This window comes from Paenibacillus amylolyticus, assembly GCF_047302515.1.
In the GTDB taxonomy this organism is placed as follows: Bacteria; Bacillota; Bacilli; order Paenibacillales; family Paenibacillaceae; genus Paenibacillus; species Paenibacillus amylolyticus_G.
Genome location: NZ_CP168019.1, coordinates 787408 through 803673, shown reverse-complemented (window position 1 = coordinate 803673; position 16266 = coordinate 787408). Strand labels below are relative to the sequence as shown.

The following is a 16266-nucleotide window of genomic DNA, read 5'->3' as shown; positions in this document are numbered from 1 at the left end:
ACCGGATTACATTCCAGTGAAGCTGCTGTTTCATTTTTATGGTTAAGCTTTAGCTGTGAACAACAAGTCTTTTTCTTTGATCGTAGTGCGACCAGCAGACTCAATCGACTCATATTGATGCATATTTGTAATAATGACTGGTGTAATCGTTGTGTAACCGGCTTTTTCGATCTGTTCCCGGTCAAACTCCATCAGTACATCACCTACAGCAACCTTCGCACCTGCTTGAACTTTAGGAGAGAAGAATTGACCTTTCAGCTTCACGGTATCAATCCCGATATGAATCAACATCTCTGCGCCTGTATCACTTACCAAACCAATGGCATGTCCGCTCTTCGATAACGAGAACACAGTACCGTTAATTGGAGAAACCACACGTCCTTCAGATGGTTGAATCGCAAATCCTTTACCCATAATCTCTTCAGAGAACGCAGGGTCTGGCACTTCGCTCAGCGGTTTAACTTCACCTGTGATTGGGCTGAAGATTTGCTCATCTTGTGCTTTTGCTTCTTCAGTTACAACAGCAGAAGTTGTTGCTGCTGGTGTTGCCGGCTCAGCTGCTGGCGCTGGCTCTGTTGCATTTTCTTCTTGGAATCCAAGAATGTACGTCAGTACTGCTGCAGCTACGATAGCAATCAAACCACCAGCCAGAGCATAGAGCAGTGTGCTAATTGCTGGACTGATAAATGCTGCGATACTTGGCAGACCCACTAGACCTGTAAGTACGTAAGCTTTAACATTGACGATCCCCATGAATCCACCTGCGATAGCTCCACCGATAAGAGCTGCAATAAATGGTTTTTTGAACTTCATGTTGATACCATACATCGCTGGTTCCGTAATCCCCATAATAGCCGTAAGACCCGTGGAATAGGCAAGGGATTTGGTTTTGCTATTTCTCGATCTGAGACCTACACCAAATGCTGCACCACCTTGTGCTAAGTTAGCTGCAAACATCAGTGGAATGATAAAGTCGTAACCAAGTGTTGTCATTGAACCGACAATGATCGGCAACAGTGCATAGTGCATACCTGTGATGATCAGCAGTGACATCGTACCACCGATCAGGATACTTGCGAAGATGGACATGTTGTCAAACAACCATGATATACCACCGGATAAACCATTACCAAGAACCGTACCCAATGGTCCAACAGTCATCAACGTCAGCGGAACCATAATTAACAGGGTAACCGTAGGAACAATCAGAAGCTTCAATGAAGCATGTGTAACACGATCAACGGCTTTCTCTACATAAGAAGCAATCCAGATGGCAAGAATGATCGGAATAACTGTAGAAGAATACGTTGCTGCTATAACCTTAATTCCCACAAATGTAGTGTCACCATTGGCAAGCAAGGCTGTAATCGTCGGGTGCATAATGCCCGCTGCGAGCGCTGCAGCAATATACATATTACTGCCCAGCTTACGTGCAGCACTAATTGCCAGAATGATTGGCAGGAAGTAGAAGGCGCCGTCACCGATTGCAGACAAAATGATATAGGTTGAGCTGGTATCAGACAACCAGCCCAGGGCTACCAGGATCGCCACGATCCCTTTGATCATACCTGCACCCGTAATCGCTGGCAGGATCGGCGTAAATACTCCTGAAATAAAGTCGAACAGCGCACTTATTGGATTTCTCTTTTTCTTTTCTCCAGTTGAAGCACCTGATGATGCATTATCTGTGGTTGGTGATTTGGACATGTTGCCAACAAGTGCGTTATACACGACAGGTACATCGTTACCGATGATAACCTGGAACTGTCCACCGTTCTCCATCACGCCCATAACGCCTGGTGTATTTTTTAGCGTCGCTTTGTCTGCTTTTTGGTTGTCATTCAGGTTAAATCTGAGTCTTGTCATACAGTGTGTGACTTGATCGATATTCTCTTCGCCACCAACAAGCTTCAAAATATCCTTGGACAATTGTTGTTTATCCATTGTGTTTTGCTCCTTTTATGTGTAATGAAGGTTAAAAAAAAACCTAAACACTGAATAATGACAAAGCAGAAAAGCTTATCATTATTCAACGTTTAGGTTTTGCCTTTTTAGCAGTAACAATCCCAACTTTATTCAATTGTTTGTTCATTTCTGACAATCCGTTCAATATGAATGGTCAGATACAGTATTTCTTCCTTGGACAATACCCGATTATAGATCTTACGCGTATAGTCACTGATCCTTACTGCACATGCATGTGCTTCCGGATACTGCTTGCTCACCAAGTCATGAAGCGGATTATCCACTTCTTTATCTTCAATCGCCGTTCCTTGCAACACACGTTGGGCAAAGAACTTCAGATGAGTTAAAAATCGATAATAACTCAATGAATCTTCATCAAGTTCAATCACAAAGCTACGTCTTACGATGTTAAGTATGTCCTTAACGATGTTCGTAATACTGATCGTTTCCCTCATCTCACCGTTCATCTGGGCATTAACCAGATGCATTGCAATGAATGCGCATTCGTCTTCGGGTAGCAGGACACCTAACGTTTCCTCAATAATCTGTAGCGCCTTGAGTCCAATGGCATATTCCTTCCGGTACATGCGCTTGATCTCCCAGAACAATGCGTTACGGATCTGCAATCCTTGACGATGTCGATCAATGGCAAAATGAATATGATCCGTCAGTGAAATGTAGATGCTCTCATGCAGCTTCTCACCTAACACCGTCTCGGCATAACGGATAATCTCATCCGAGCACTCGACATATTCAACCGGGATATCAGACAGAAGTGTTTTAAGTTTCTGTGATACTTCCTTACTTTCAAGCGAGAATATTTTTTCGACGAGACTCTCGTCAATCGATTCACCAGTATGCTTTTTGAAGGCAATTCCACGTCCCATAACGACCAGTTCGTTTCCTCCCGGATCAATTACGGTAACTACGTTGTTGTTCAGCACCTTCTCAATTTTCATTTCTTCACATCACCTTGCACCGTCAAAGTAGTAAAAGGCAAAACCAAAGCAGGTCACGAAATATGCCCCGCTTCTGGTTTTGCCTGATTGAACAGTAACAATCCAGTATTCATTAGCCTTAGGCCCATCTTACCATATAATTATCCATATGACAATGTTTTTGTGAAAGCGGTTAATGTGCGTTAATGTGACATCAGAAGGTGCTTGCACAACTATGCTTATAGAACTAGTATTTACTCGTTGTTGTTCTTAAGACTTGCGCCATTTGTACTAATAACTTCCTTGTACCAATGGAATGATTTTTTCTTGTAACGATCCAATGTTCCTGAACCGTCATTGTTGCGGTCTACATAGATGAAACCATAACGTTTCTTCATCTCTGCTGTTGAAGCACTTACCAGGTCAATACAGCCCCATGACGTATAACCCATCACTTCTACGCCATCCTCAAGAGCTTCGCCCACCTGTACCAGATGGTCATTCAAGTATTGAATACGGTAATCATCGTTCACCGTTTTATTGCCATTTTCGTCCGTAATCAGCTCATCGACTGCGCCCAGACCATTTTCGACAATAAACAATGGTTTTTGATAACGGTCCCAGTATTTGTTCAAGGTTACGCGCAGTCCTTGCGGATCGATCTGCCAGCCCCACTCACTCGCTTTCAGATAAGGGTTTTGCACACCTGCGAACAGGTTTCCTTTTCCTTCGATACGTTTCTCGGGATCACCTGTCTCACAGATGCTTACATAATAACTGAACGAAATAAAGTCTACGGTATGCTTCAGAATTTCAGCATCGCCATCTTCAAACTTAATATTGATATTATTCGCTTTGAAATAACGATTAATGTATTTCGGATAATAACCACGTGCATGGATATCAGCAAAGATATCATTGCGCTGTTCCGCATGCATAGCTGCAACCACATCATCCGGGTTCGGAGTTAACGGATACGTAGGCATGCTCAGTACCATACAGCCGATTTTGGCTTCAGGCATAATTTCATGACCCAGTTTCACAGCTAACGCACTGGCTACTAATTCATGATGGATCGCTTGGTACAGATCCTGCTTGGACAGCTCTGCTTTTGGCGTATAGATGCCGCCACTCATGAATGGCTCCTCCAGAATGGAGTTAATTTCATTAAACGTCAGCCAGTATTTAACTTTGCCTTTGAAACGGTTGAACAGCACTGTTACATAACGCTCGTAGAAATCGATCATTTTACGGTTAACCCAGCCATCATATGTTTTGGACAAATGCAGCGGTGTCTCATAGTGAGAGATCGTTACGAGTGGTTCAATCCCGTATTTGTGGCACACATCGAACAGGTCATCGTAGAATTGCAGACCTTTCTCATTTGGCTCCAATTCATCACCTTTAGGGAAGATACGGGACCAAGCGATAGATGTACGGAACACTTTGAAACCCATTTCAGCAAACAGTTTAACATCCTCTTTGTAGCGGTTGTAGAAATCGATACCGATCAGTTTCAGGTTATCTTCTGTAGGTACTTCCGTTCTAGGCGTTGTAATCCCGTGTGGCATTACATCTTGAACAGACAGGCCTTTGCCATCTGTATTATAAGCTCCTTCAAGTTGGTTGGCTGCTACAGCGCCGCCCCATAGGAAGTCCTTCGGAAATGGTGTAGTCATATCAATCATTCCTCTCATTATTTAGTCTTCTAAGTGTCGATTCGCCTTTGTCAGATACAAGCGGTCCATAATATCATGAAATTCTTCTCCATCAACCACATCATTAGGTGCAAAAAGTTGTGCCTCTTTGCCGCCCATAATATCGTATTGTGAGCTGTTTCGTATTGCTTCATATGCCCAATGAGTCGGAGGTACGTCATCAAACATAGCCGCCTCTGATTGATCAGGTTCTATACCCAAGTTTTTCTTCATTTTGTCCAAAATAACCGCTAATTGAGCTCGTGTTATATCACCTAAAGGGGAAAATTTATTATTCCCCGTTCCTTGCATTACACCTGCTTCTGTAACCTGCGAGATAGCCTTTTGAGACCATCGTTCAAACGTATCGCTATAACTCTCTTCATATTGAGGATTTGGGAGTTTCAAAAAATCAGCAATCCATACGGCAAGCTGAGTCCGATCCACAATTTCATGCGCTTTAATTCTCCGGTCCATCCGGGTATATATATCGACATCAGATATTCCTTTGTCTTGATTAAACAAAAAGTCAGGTGTCTGATAACTTGCCAAAGCAGGAACCCATGACCAATGTTTCAATCCACCATAGAGATTATTTCCTTCCATGAAATCATCATCGTATACGAAAATGTCCGGATCACTCCCTAGTTCCAACAACGCTTCATACGCAAGTATACTCGTACGACTATCTGTTGTAGGATCACCCTTAGCATGGTGAAGCCAAATAGGAACATTCACAATATCTTTAAGTGCATCTTTAAATCCATCCACAGACCCCGTATAATCTGCAACTGTATCCTTGGCCGCAATGACAACAGCTCCTGCAAACAGATCCGGATATTGCATCATAAACCGAAGGGCTCCGCCACCCCCACTAGATACACCAGCCAAATAAATCCGATCCGGATCAACCTCCCCTTCAGATACAAGCTTCTGGATCAGCTCATACTGTGCAACAAAATATGCTTGCATTTTAGCCAGTTGTTCAGGGTTATCGTAAATTTTGAAACTGTAATTCTCGGGATACTGTACAGCAAGCACGGAAGTATCATACCCCGATTCTGTCCAGACTACTGCTCCACGATTAGCCGTAAGATGACTTCTACCATCCGTACCTACTTCTCCCCCGCCATGAAGCCATACGACAAGCGGTTGTGCGTTGGTGGAAGGACTACGCTTCAGACGGTAAGACAACGCTTCACCGTTGCTGCCCGTGTACGTACCTTTTTCAAAATCATCGACGGTTCGGGTAACAACCTTATCCACATTGGTCTCATCAAAAGATAGCTCTGGATACGTTTTGTTCGTTACCTTAAATTTTGAAATCATACCTCCAGGATATTTAAACGGCTCGACCTCCATATGGATGGTATGATCCGTAATTGTCAATTTTATTCCGTCATCTTCATACTCATTTTGTATGATCTCTTCCGCTTCATTTAAAGGATAGCCATCATAATTGCCAGTAATTTCGAAGTCTGAAGCTTTCAGATTCTGATATTTCTCCGGATTCGCTACAGTAATGTCAAAGGACTCTACCATCTCTCCAGGATCACCAACATAGGTATTGGCCTGGATTCGAGTAACCTGGGTGCTTTCCGCACCAACGGTTGCTGGCCAGATCACACTCAGACTTAGTGTCAGGGCAAGCATCCATCCCATACTTTTTGTGTTCATACTCCATCTTTTCAAAAGATATCCCTCCATATGTAATGTTTGCAGCACATAAAAAAGCGGACAAACGCTAATCAGCAGGCCCTCAGGAACATTAAATTCCATTAAACACTAACTGTTATATCAGGTTTGCCCGCTCAGAAAACGTGAGAACTACAGTTGCTCACCATTACTGGAGATTACGTTTTTGTACCAGTCGAATGAATCCTTTTTGGAACGTTTGAGTGTTCCGTTACCTTCGTCATCCAGATCCACGTAGATGAAACCATAACGTTTGGACATTTCGGAAGTGGACATGCTCACAAGGTCAATCGGGCCCCATGCTGTAAATCCAATCAGATCGACGCCATCTTTGATAGCTTCTTTCATTTGTTCGATGTGTTTTTTCAGGTAATCCACACGATAGGAGTCATGGATCGAACCGTCTTCTTCAACTCGGTCATATGCACCCAGACCATTTTCTACGATGAACAATGGTTTCTGGTAACGATCCCAGAAGTTGTTCAAGGTTACGCGCAGACCGATCGGATCGATCTCCCAGCCCCAGTCGGATGCTTCCAGATAAGGGTTTTTCACGCCGCCAGTCAGGTTACCCGATGTTTCTTCCTTGTCTGCAGATGCAGATTTGGTTACGGACATATAGTAGCTGAAGGAGATGAAATCAACGGTATTGTTCAGCAAGATCTCGTCATCGCCTGCTTCTTTTTGAATCACGATGTCGTTTTCTTCAAAATAACGAGCCATGTAGTTCGGATATTTACCACGAGCATGCATGTCCGTGAAGAAGAGGTTGATTTGATTCTCGTGTTGAGCCAGACGAACATCTACCGGATTACATGTTGCTGCATAAGTTTCCATACGAGCAAGCATACAACCCACTTGGGATCCAGGCATAATCTCGTGAGCAAGCTTCGTTACCAATGCACTTGCTACAAATTGGTGATGCAGCGCTTGATAAGTGGTTTGCAGTTTGTTGTCCACTTTATCGATCAGAATGCCTCCGCCAGTGTATGGGCTGAACAGCATTACGTTAATTTCATTAAACGTCAGCCAGTATTTCACTTTATTTTTATAACGGTTGAACACCGTTTCTGCATACCGAACATAGTGCTGGATTACTTCACGGCCAGCCCAGCCGTTATATTTTTGCGTCAAGCCAAGCGGTGTCTCATAGTGAGACAATGTAACGAGCGGCTCGATGCCATATTTCAACAATTCGTCGAATACTTCATCATAGAATTTCAAGCCTGCTTCATTTGGCTCTTGATCATAACCGTTCGGGAAAATACGTGCCCAGTGAATGGACAAACGGAATACTTTGAAGCCCATTTCAGCGAACAATGCAATATCTTCTCTAAAGTGATGGTAGAAATCGATACCAAAACGTTTCGGGAAACGTTCTTCAATTTTGCCGGAGAGGATCTCTTCGATTCGGGAAGAGGAAATTTCCATAGCATGTCCGCCTGTACGCTTCTCTTTGGGAACATGAGCGATCATGTCCGCTGTGGAGAGACCTTTGCCGTCCTTATCGAATGCACCCTCCAATTGATTGGCAGCTGTGGCGCCGCCCCATAGGAAGTTTTCGGGGAATCCTTTTTTTGCCGTGGTCATGAACAACAACCTCTTTTCGAAATTTATTTTGGTTTTTCCAGGTGAAAAATGGTGTAATTTAGAGCAGAAAACAAGAAAAACCTAAACTCAAGGTAAAATAGCACCAAAAAAAGGAGCTTTCATTTCACCATCAGTTTAGGTTTTGCCTGTCTTCACAGTTACAATCCATCAAAAGATGTTATTGCAGATTCTGTTGTGTTTGCTCTTGTAATGTAAGCGTAACATATCTATTTTGCAAAATCAACTTCACTGGATCATATGATCGTTCACACTCTCTCACCATCGAAAAAATTAACGTGGCATACGCATAATCGCTGCCCTTAATGCCTGCGCTCCCTCCTCCGTTTCCAGGTAAACAGCGGGACTTTGGTCCCCTAAAGCCGGGATATCTTTCGCCATCCATTCAAAAGCGTACCCCCCATTTTAAATAGATACCTTTCATACTCATGTAATTTCACTCCCTGGATTGCAATTAATAACACCGAAGTCCTATCTGACACAATTCATCCTTAAGCCGCTTGAATCCGTTTCTGTAACAGGTAGACTTAATTTTAAATGTTTTTCGGGGGAAAGAACAGTCGGGGAAAGAACAGTCAAGGAGGATTCAATAATGACTCAGGAAGAAAACACATCCGGTTGGGATGCGATTGATCAATCCATGCGTGAATTGTACGGGGAACAAGAGCCAAAACACTACGGCACTGCCCTTCCGTATATGCTAGGCGGCCCTGATCCACTTGATGGTATCAGCGTTTATGAGGTGAACACACCTATGCCTCACTGGCATTTTGTTACCTACGGTTTCTCTGAATTATATGAAAAAGAGATGCAGGATGCATCCAAGAGCGGGTATGGTTTTGAGCTCACCTTTCGGCTTACACGCAGTGAAGCAGAGACTGATCCGCCAGCCTGGGCGCTGAATCTGTTACAGAATGTAGGACGATACGTGTTCAACAGCGGAAATATCTTTCAGCCAGGGGATTACATGGACGCCAATGGCCCCATCTGTCTGGAATCCGATACTTTGCTGACAGCTCTCTCGTTTATTGAAGACCCGGATCTACCCGCGATCTCTACGCCTAATGGTTCAGTGCAATTTATTCAGATGGTTGGCATTACAGGTCGGGAACTGGAAATGATTCAAAGCTGGAATGCTCGTGGCTTCCTGTCTGCCTCCTCCATGTTCATGCCCAAATATGTGACGGATCTGATGAGAAATTCGTACGCAGATATTCCTTCGGTTATACAAGCGGTTGAGGATGGAATGGAACAGGACGGATCCAGCACAGCGTTTTTATTCATACAACAACTGGGTTGGGAGTCCCCTCGCAAAAAATTGCTGCAAAAATCGGTTCCGGCCAAACTCCAGCTTGGAGCCAAACAAGCCGTATTAGTTGGTACCATCCTTCGTAGCCGAATTTCGAAAGGTGCCTCTCTATCCTTGATCGGACCGGATACGAATATTCTGTTCGAAGCAGGAGAACAGCCAGCCGTATTGGAATCGGACAGACAAGTTACCCTGACGGTGAACAAACAAATTGTTAATGAGCTGGCAGAGAACCTTCGCCCGGTTGAAGGAACATTTGAGATAACTTCATTGGATCATATTATCGTTCAGATTGTTAGAACAGAAATCAAGGACCAGGAAGGACACGTCATTCAAACGATTGGATGAGAACTGTGCAGCAAGGAGGAAACAACATGCCTGCCATTACATTTGCCACACGACACGAAGAGTCCCCGACTTGCTCGCATACAGCAGGAACGGCTCCGTTCGACTATTTACCAAAATCCAGTCTGGACAGGCTTCATAAAATCAATCATTTCCTGATTCATGCATTCCAGAACAGTATCTCGGATATCAAAGAAAATTTAACGGGCACCTATCTTTTTCTACTCACAGATACGGAAGGTGTGTTACTCTCCATGGATTACAGTTCAGATCTTAAAGCTGTAGTAGAACATTCCCCTATATGTCCGGGTATGATCTTCACCGCAAAGAGCTGTGGAGTTAACGCCATATCAGAAACGATGGATAACAATAAACCTGTACTGTTGCTGCCGGAACAGCATGAAAGCCCTTATTTTCAAAGCTGGCATTGTTACGCCGCACCTCTGTTCATGGGATCGCAACATGTAGGTTATCTGGATGTGTCCACCATTAATGCAGATATGCAAGGTGAACTGATCGCCATTGCCAAGCTAATTCCAGCGTACATGCAGAACTGTTATCAGAGTCAACAGACTGCTGAAGTGTGCGACAAACCGGCGGTGGAGTTCACCGAGCGTCAGTTAACCATTCTGGAGATGATAGCCGGAGGCCTCACGGTAAAAGCCATTGCTTTGAAATTAAAGATCAAGGAATGCACCGTGAATCATCACAAAAAAGTGATTTTCAACAAATTAGGTGTGCAATCCAGCACAGAAGCTGTTTCAATTGCCAGCCGAATGTCTTATGTATAGAAGACCCCTATAGATTCCTATAGGTAGTATATGAGAACGTTTGTGCTACAATTTAGGAAGCAGGCAACATGTAGAGAGAGAAACAAACACACACATTTCAGGAGGGTAATATGACAATTCCAAAAAAAGCTTCTTTATTCGCCATGCTTATTATGATTATGCTGGTTGCAGCCGCTTGCGGTGACAAAGCAGATAACACAGCCGCAACAGAAGAGCCTACCCCGACAGAAACAACCACTGGTACTGATTCTGATACAGCGAATACAGAAGAAACAGAGAACACAGAACCAGCAAGCGAAGAGTCCAAGGAAACTGATAATTCCCAAGACGTTGAGCTGGGGACTACGGAAAAAGGTTCTTACACCAATGACTATTTTGGCGTATCTCTGAAATTCCCGGAAGCATGGGAGTTCCAGGATGCTGCAGGTATGAATGAGCTGACAAGTGCTTCATCCGAAGCGATTGCTGGTGATGATGAAACGAAGAAAAAACAAATTGAACTGTCTCAGACCAAAACATTGAATCTGCTTATGGCTTCAAAGTACCCATTGGACGGAGGTCAAGTTGGCCCTTCCGCTATGGCCATTGCTGAGAAAGTAAGCTTGTTGCAAGGCATTCGTACAGGTAAAGACTACCTGGAAGCAACCAAAAAATTCATGGTGGATAGCCAGTTCCCTTACGATTATAAGGAAATGACAACGGAAACCATCGGTGGTAAAGAGATGGATCTGATGCAAATCACGATGGATCCAGGTGACGGTTCAACCGTTACTCAAGATTACTATAGTACAATTATTGAAGGGTATGCTTTCAACTTCATCTTCACTTACATGGATGATAAGACCAAAGCCGAGATTGATACCATCAAAAAATCGGTTCAATTCAAATAATCGCTTTTGATTACTGCCATTATACAAAGAACATATAACTCAACCCCGATAACGATCTGTGGAGATCATCGTCGGGGTTCTTTTGTATTTGAAAAAGACTATATATTGCACTAACTAACTAGATATTGCGACCCAATGTCCATCCGTGACTTCTACCCACTTGGAATGTTCCAGATTATAACGGTCCTCTACTTCAACATTTTCTCTTGTTGTTTCTTTGACAACATGTCTCTTTTTCTTCGCTTCTACCGCTGGGTCAGGCACAGGAATAGCAGACAGCAATGCCTTGGTATAGGCATGTTGCGGGTTAGAATAGAGTTCTTCACTCTCAGCCAGCTCCACAATTTTCCCGTTATACATGACAGCCACTCGATCACTGATATGTTTAACCATGGACAAGTCATGCGCGATGAAGAGATACGTCAATCCGAGTCGCTGCTGTAACTCTTCAAGCAATTGTACGATCTGAGCCTGTATCGATACATCCAGTGCTGACAATGGCTCATCACATACGATGAATTCAGGTTCCACAGCGAGAGCTCTTGCAATACCGATCCGCTGTCTCTGTCCACCCGAGAATTCATGTGGATAACGCTGCGCATGGGTAGGATCAAGACCCACCATCTCTAGTAATTCCTCCACCCGCTTCTCCCGCTGAGCGGCATTACCTGCAAGTTGATGGATATCAAGCGCTTCTCCAATGATATCCATAATCCTCATTTTGGGATTCAGAGATGCATAGGGGTCTTGGAAAATAATCTGCATATGTCTACGCATCGTTTTCATCTCCGAAGCCGACAAGCGATTGAGCGGGACTCCTTTAAACAGTACATCTCCACCTGTTGGCTCATGCAATCGCAGAATCGCACGCCCCGTGGTTGATTTTCCGCTGCCAGATTCCCCTACAACGCCAAGCGTCTCTCCTTGACGAATATGGAAGCTAATATCATTCACAGCCTTTAAGGTATTGCCTTTCCCCAGATTAAAATGTTGTCTGAGTGATTTCACCTCAAGCAACGGCTGATCATCCTCCAGATCTCTCGGGACCAACGATACCGGTTTTGGCTTTTTCTTCTGATCCAGACGTGGTAATGCATTCAGAAGTCTAATCGTATACGGGTGTTTGGGATTAGCAAAAATCTCTGTTGTTGTCCCGGTTTCCACAATCTGTCCTTCTTTCATAACAACTACCCGATCACACATGCCTGCTACTACGCCCAAATCATGCGTGATCAGGATAATCGATGTGCCCAGTTGGTCCTGCATATCTTTCATCAAATTAAGAATTTGTGCCTGAATCGTAACGTCAAGTGCGGTTGTCGGCTCATCGGCAATGAGTAATTCAGGACGACAAGCAAGTGCAATACCGATCATGACCCGCTGACGCATGCCTCCGGAGAATTCGTGTGGATATTGGTTGTAGCGTATTTCACTACGAGTTATCCCCACCCGCTCCATCATGGCAATTGCCTGTTTCTTGGCTTCCCTTTTGGACACCTTCTGATGTTTGATCAGACTTTCAGAGATCTGTTTACCCACTTTAATAGTCGGATTAAGAGAACTCATCGGGTCCTGAAAGATCATGCCAATATCACGCCCACGGATGCTCTCCATCTCTTTCTGCGTTTTATTCGCCAGATCGACCCCTTTGAACAGAATCTCTCCCTTTTTCATCTGTGAAGGCGGCGATGCAAGCAGCCTCATAATGGAACGTGCTGTTACACTTTTTCCGCTGCCCGATTCGCCTACAATGCCCAACGTCTCGCCTTTGCGCACTTCAAAACTCACTCCTCGCACTGCCTGAAACTCACTCTCTCCAGAATGAAAAGAGACCGATAGATCATTAACTTTCAATAAAGGTTCCATGTTATCACCAGCTCTCATCCGTTTTTCCCATTTACTCATCTCATATGTATACCATTTAATTCCTTGACAATTGTTTAGACCCTAAATAATATATACTATATCAATCGGAATAATGCAATTTAAACCTGAATGAAAGGAGGCACGCTTGGTTTGAATCTTGCAGAAGGCAGCAGACTCACGCGGTTGGTGCACAATTTAAGTTTTATTTATGGCAAAATGCTGCTTCATCCTTCCTACCGATATGTTCTGTTCATTCTTGGATTACCGATCAATCTGGTCGTGTTTCTAATATGGCGTTCGAATCGAAAAAATGACGGCTGGGTAGCTGCCAGGCAGACGGCTGAGCAAGAACTGCTCGCTTCTTCCTATCGGAACAAGCTGAAGTTGGAAGTCGAAGAACAGCTGCGACGCAAACATCGTTTTTTCCAGCAGCAGGTCACTGAGGGAGAATTCAGACGTCAGACCGAGGAATGGTTGGAAGAGACGGTTCAGAAAGAGTTGAAGGAGCGGACGTATCGCATACTTCAGGAACAGGGAAGTCAACGTCTTACGATGGCCGATACATTCCACACCCTTATCGACAAACCATGGTTTTTCGCGATATCCATTATTCCTGGCTGTCTGATGTATGGCATCCTCTTTTTGTATGGAAATCCTTATCTAAAGTACATATTTGAAAGAATACTGATGACGGTATTTGTCATTCTGGGCGTAGCCACACTCGTATTTACGATTTTGTATATGTCTCCGTTCAACCCGGCAGCTAACATTCTCGGAGAGACAGCAACGCAGGAACAGATTGCAGCATTCAATCAGGTGTATGGCTTGGATCAGCCTTATCTTACACAGCTCTGGAACAATATTAAGGGAGTTGCTCTCTTCGATCTTGGCAAGTCTTTTGCAGGAAATGAAGACGTAACAGCAACGATTGCAAGAAAGTTTCCAATTACATTGACGCTGGCGGTCATCTCCCTGCTGTTAGCACTCGTCATTGCATTACCCATCGGTATCATCTCAGCGATTAAGCCTAATTCATGGTTCGATTATACGTTTATGTTCATCGCTCTGATTGGATTATCGATCCCGAATTTCTGGCAAGGACTTATTTTTATTCTGAATTTTTCGATCAAATTGCAGTGGCTTCCCGCCACCTTCAACCCGCAGAACTGGCTGTCGATCATTATGCCAACCATTGTTCTGGGTACAGGACTTACGGCTGCGGTGGCACGGATGACTCGGTCTTCTACACTGGAAGTCATTCATGAGGATTATGTGATGACCGCCCGCGCCAAGGGGTTAAGCGAACGTCAGGTCATGCTGAAACACGCTGTACGTAATGCATTGATTCCAATCGTAACTGTGGTTGGACTTCAATTCGGAGCTATGCTCGGCGGGGCAGCAGTGACGGAGAAAGTGTTTAATATCAGCGGTCTCGGCAGCTATATTGTGGATAAACAATTTATTCCCGATATTCCGAGTATCATGGGCGGAGTAATCTACACAGCAATTACGATCTCCATTATCAATGTAGCGGTTGATCTGCTGTACGCTTTTATTGATCCAAGAGTGCGCTCCAAGATGAAACAATATTAAAGTGTGTGTTGAACTACCTCTTAAAGCAGGTGTATTATGACAAACTCGTCCTTAACACAAGAAATGCGTTTCCGGCTTAAGTCTTCTCGAGAATACAGTCAGGCCAGCTTCGCCTGGATCACGTCTCTTCTCTTGACTGCCTTGCTACTATTCAACAGTTATGACTGGAGTGGGCAGACTTTCAAACCATTTCTGCTAACGATACTTGGGATCTATGTATTCTTCACACTGGTCCAAAGTGTCATCACCCTTCGGATTCGAAAAGACTTGATCCGTACGGGTACGATCTCTACTTTGACCCGCAGGTTAGCCTGGGTTCAGCTACTTGCCATCATTTCTGGCAATATATTTATCGTAACGGCAGCCTTTCATTTGATTCGAAAAGCGAGGAATGTGGAGTACACCTTTGCGGTATATATGCTGTTAACTCAGTTGTTCGTCATCGGTGTATCTGCGTTAAATGTTTTCAAACCCTATGTGGCTGATAACTTTCTGCCAGCCATGGCGGTGCTCATATTTATTCTGGTCATCGACCTGGTCGTACTGATTATCGTATCCCGATATAATGCGACCTCTATCCTCCCTCGCTGGATGATCGGTGTCAGTGTAGTGCTGATTCTGACCTCGATCACAGGTAATGTATTTGCTCTATTGCTCGGCATTTCCATTATTGGACGCATTCGCAGACAGGGGAAACAAAAATCAAACTTCTGGAATGATCTGTGGGAGCGACTTGCTCCAAATATGACTGCCATGTCCGGTTTGTTTTTTATCATTTTTCTGTTCTCGATATCGATCTGCAGCTTTTTTACTTTTGATTACAGCATGGCTGTGGAAAATAACTACTCCGCGCTGCTTCAACCCCCTTCCCTTGCGTATCCCTTGGGAACGGACGACTTCGGACGATGTTTATTTTCCCGGATTGTATTTGGTGCCCGGATCTCCTTGATCGTAGGTTGCATGTCGACCATCATTCCTGTGTTGATTGGTGGAGTCCTCGGAGCATTCTCCGGTTTCTACGGAAGGCATACGGATAACATCATCATGCGGCTGCTGGATATTCTCTATGCGATTCCAGGAATTCTGCTCGCCATTGCCATTATTGCGGCGTTCGGAGCCAATACGGTCAATCTCATTCTGGCGCTGAGTCTGGGTTCGATCCCAACTTACGCCCGTACCATGAGAGCCAGTGTGCTCTATGTATCTACTTTTGAATTTGTGGAAGCTGCACGTGCACTGGGGTACAACAATCGTACGATTATTTTCAAACACATTATTCCCAACTCCCTTGCGCCCATGATTATCAAATCCACACTCACGATTGGTGGAGCTGTTATCGCTACCAGCAGTTTGAGTTATCTGGGACTCGGCGTGGAGCCGCATATTCCGGAATGGGGTAACATTCTGAAGCTCGGCAGTACATACCTGGAAACCCACTCTTATCTGGCGATTTATCCAGGCTTGGCTATTATTCTGCTGGTTCTTTCGTTTAACTTTCTCGGTGACGGTCTGCGTGATGCGCTTGATCCCAAGCTGGAAAAGGCCTAAATGATTTGTTGAAATGAATGA

Annotated in this window: 12 protein-coding genes; 5 read left to right on the top strand and 7 right to left on the bottom strand. The window is 44.3% G+C overall.

The features are described from left to right. Positions 1-42 precede the first annotated feature (42 nt). From ACDJ59_RS03555 to ACDJ59_RS03530, 6 genes are all read right to left on the bottom strand, one after another. Complete coding sequence (locus ACDJ59_RS03555; RefSeq protein WP_413407685.1) at positions 43-1944, bottom strand: beta-glucoside-specific PTS transporter subunit IIABC; 1902 nt, start codon at positions 1942-1944, stop codon at positions 43-45. Positions 1945-2072: 128 nt separating this feature from the next. Further along, positions 2073-2924: a BglG family transcription antiterminator LicT gene (gene licT / locus ACDJ59_RS03550; protein ID WP_036617363.1), complete on the bottom strand. Its 852-nt coding sequence runs from the start codon at positions 2922-2924 to the stop codon at positions 2073-2075. 233 nt (positions 2925-3157) lie between these two features. Then, the gene (locus ACDJ59_RS03545; protein WP_413407684.1) at positions 3158-4582 is read right to left on the bottom strand and encodes a glycoside hydrolase family 1 protein; all 1425 of its coding nucleotides are present in this window, start codon (positions 4580-4582) and stop codon (positions 3158-3160) included. Between the two features lie 21 nt (positions 4583-4603). Next, positions 4604-6292, bottom strand: a complete 1689-nt coding sequence (locus tag ACDJ59_RS03540; protein ID WP_413407682.1) for an S-layer homology domain-containing protein — start codon at positions 6290-6292, stop codon at positions 4604-4606. A gap of 135 nt (positions 6293-6427) precedes the next feature. Continuing rightward, positions 6428-7885: a glycoside hydrolase family 1 protein gene (locus ACDJ59_RS03535; protein ID WP_169481317.1), complete on the bottom strand. Its 1458-nt coding sequence runs from the start codon at positions 7883-7885 to the stop codon at positions 6428-6430. A 291-nt stretch (positions 7886-8176) separates the two neighbouring features. Continuing rightward, positions 8177-8284 (bottom strand): antitoxin Xre/MbcA/ParS toxin-binding domain-containing protein, encoded by a 108-nt coding sequence (locus ACDJ59_RS03530; protein WP_390926193.1) that lies wholly within the window; start codon positions 8282-8284, stop codon positions 8177-8179. A 211-nt stretch (positions 8285-8495) separates the two neighbouring features. Between ACDJ59_RS03530 and ACDJ59_RS03525 the strand changes: the two genes are divergently transcribed. The 3 genes from ACDJ59_RS03525 to ACDJ59_RS03515 all read left to right on the top strand — a co-directional run bounded on the left by ACDJ59_RS03525 (position 8496) and on the right by ACDJ59_RS03515 (position 11238). Continuing rightward, positions 8496-9560: a suppressor of fused domain protein gene (locus tag ACDJ59_RS03525; RefSeq protein ID WP_413407680.1), complete on the top strand. Its 1065-nt coding sequence runs from the start codon at positions 8496-8498 to the stop codon at positions 9558-9560. Positions 9561-9586: 26 nt separating this feature from the next. Beyond that, positions 9587-10348 (top strand): LuxR C-terminal-related transcriptional regulator, encoded by a 762-nt coding sequence (locus tag ACDJ59_RS03520; protein WP_413407679.1) that lies wholly within the window; start codon positions 9587-9589, stop codon positions 10346-10348. Positions 10349-10458: 110 nt separating this feature from the next. Beyond that, a complete protein-coding gene (locus tag ACDJ59_RS03515) occupies positions 10459-11238 on the top strand; it encodes a hypothetical protein (RefSeq protein ID WP_413407678.1) in 780 nt (259 codons plus the stop codon). A gap of 114 nt (positions 11239-11352) precedes the next feature. Here ACDJ59_RS03515 and ACDJ59_RS03510 read toward each other — a convergent pair whose 3' ends face one another. Continuing rightward, entirely contained in the window at positions 11353-13104 is a 1752-nt protein-coding gene (locus ACDJ59_RS03510; RefSeq protein WP_413409711.1) for an ABC transporter ATP-binding protein, read from the bottom strand. A gap of 150 nt (positions 13105-13254) precedes the next feature. Between ACDJ59_RS03510 and ACDJ59_RS03505 the strand changes: the two genes are divergently transcribed. Then, positions 13255-14697 (top strand): ABC transporter permease subunit, encoded by a 1443-nt coding sequence (locus ACDJ59_RS03505; protein WP_413407677.1) that lies wholly within the window; start codon positions 13255-13257, stop codon positions 14695-14697. A gap of 36 nt (positions 14698-14733) precedes the next feature. Further along, positions 14734-16245, top strand: a complete 1512-nt coding sequence (locus ACDJ59_RS03500) for an ABC transporter permease (protein ID WP_076328215.1) — start codon at positions 14734-14736, stop codon at positions 16243-16245. The last annotated feature ends 21 nt before the right edge of the window (positions 16246-16266 follow it).

Coding starts and splice junctions, on each gene's coding strand:
- ACDJ59_RS03500 (WP_076328215.1), top strand. CDS start 14,734: ATGACAAACTCGTCCTTAACACAAGAAATGCGTTTCCGGCTTAAGTCT.
- ACDJ59_RS03545 (WP_413407684.1), bottom strand. CDS start 4,582: ATGACTACACCATTTCCGAAGGACTTCCTATGGGGCGGCGCTGTAGCA.
- ACDJ59_RS03535 (WP_169481317.1), bottom strand. CDS start 7,885: ATGACCACGGCAAAAAAAGGATTCCCCGAAAACTTCCTATGGGGCGGC.
- licT (WP_036617363.1), bottom strand. CDS start 2,924: ATGAAAATTGAGAAGGTGCTGAACAACAACGTAGTTACCGTAATTGAT.
- ACDJ59_RS03510 (WP_413409711.1), bottom strand. CDS start 13,104: ATGGAACCTTTATTGAAAGTTAATGATCTATCGGTCTCTTTTCATTCT.
- ACDJ59_RS03530 (WP_390926193.1), bottom strand. CDS start 8,284: ATGGCGAAAGATATCCCGGCTTTAGGGGACCAAAGTCCCGCTGTTTAC.
- ACDJ59_RS03525 (WP_413407680.1), top strand. CDS start 8,496: ATGACTCAGGAAGAAAACACATCCGGTTGGGATGCGATTGATCAATCC.
- ACDJ59_RS03515 (WP_413407678.1), top strand. CDS start 10,459: ATGACAATTCCAAAAAAAGCTTCTTTATTCGCCATGCTTATTATGATT.
- ACDJ59_RS03555 (WP_413407685.1), bottom strand. CDS start 1,944: ATGGATAAACAACAATTGTCCAAGGATATTTTGAAGCTTGTTGGTGGC.
- ACDJ59_RS03520 (WP_413407679.1), top strand. CDS start 9,587: ATGCCTGCCATTACATTTGCCACACGACACGAAGAGTCCCCGACTTGC.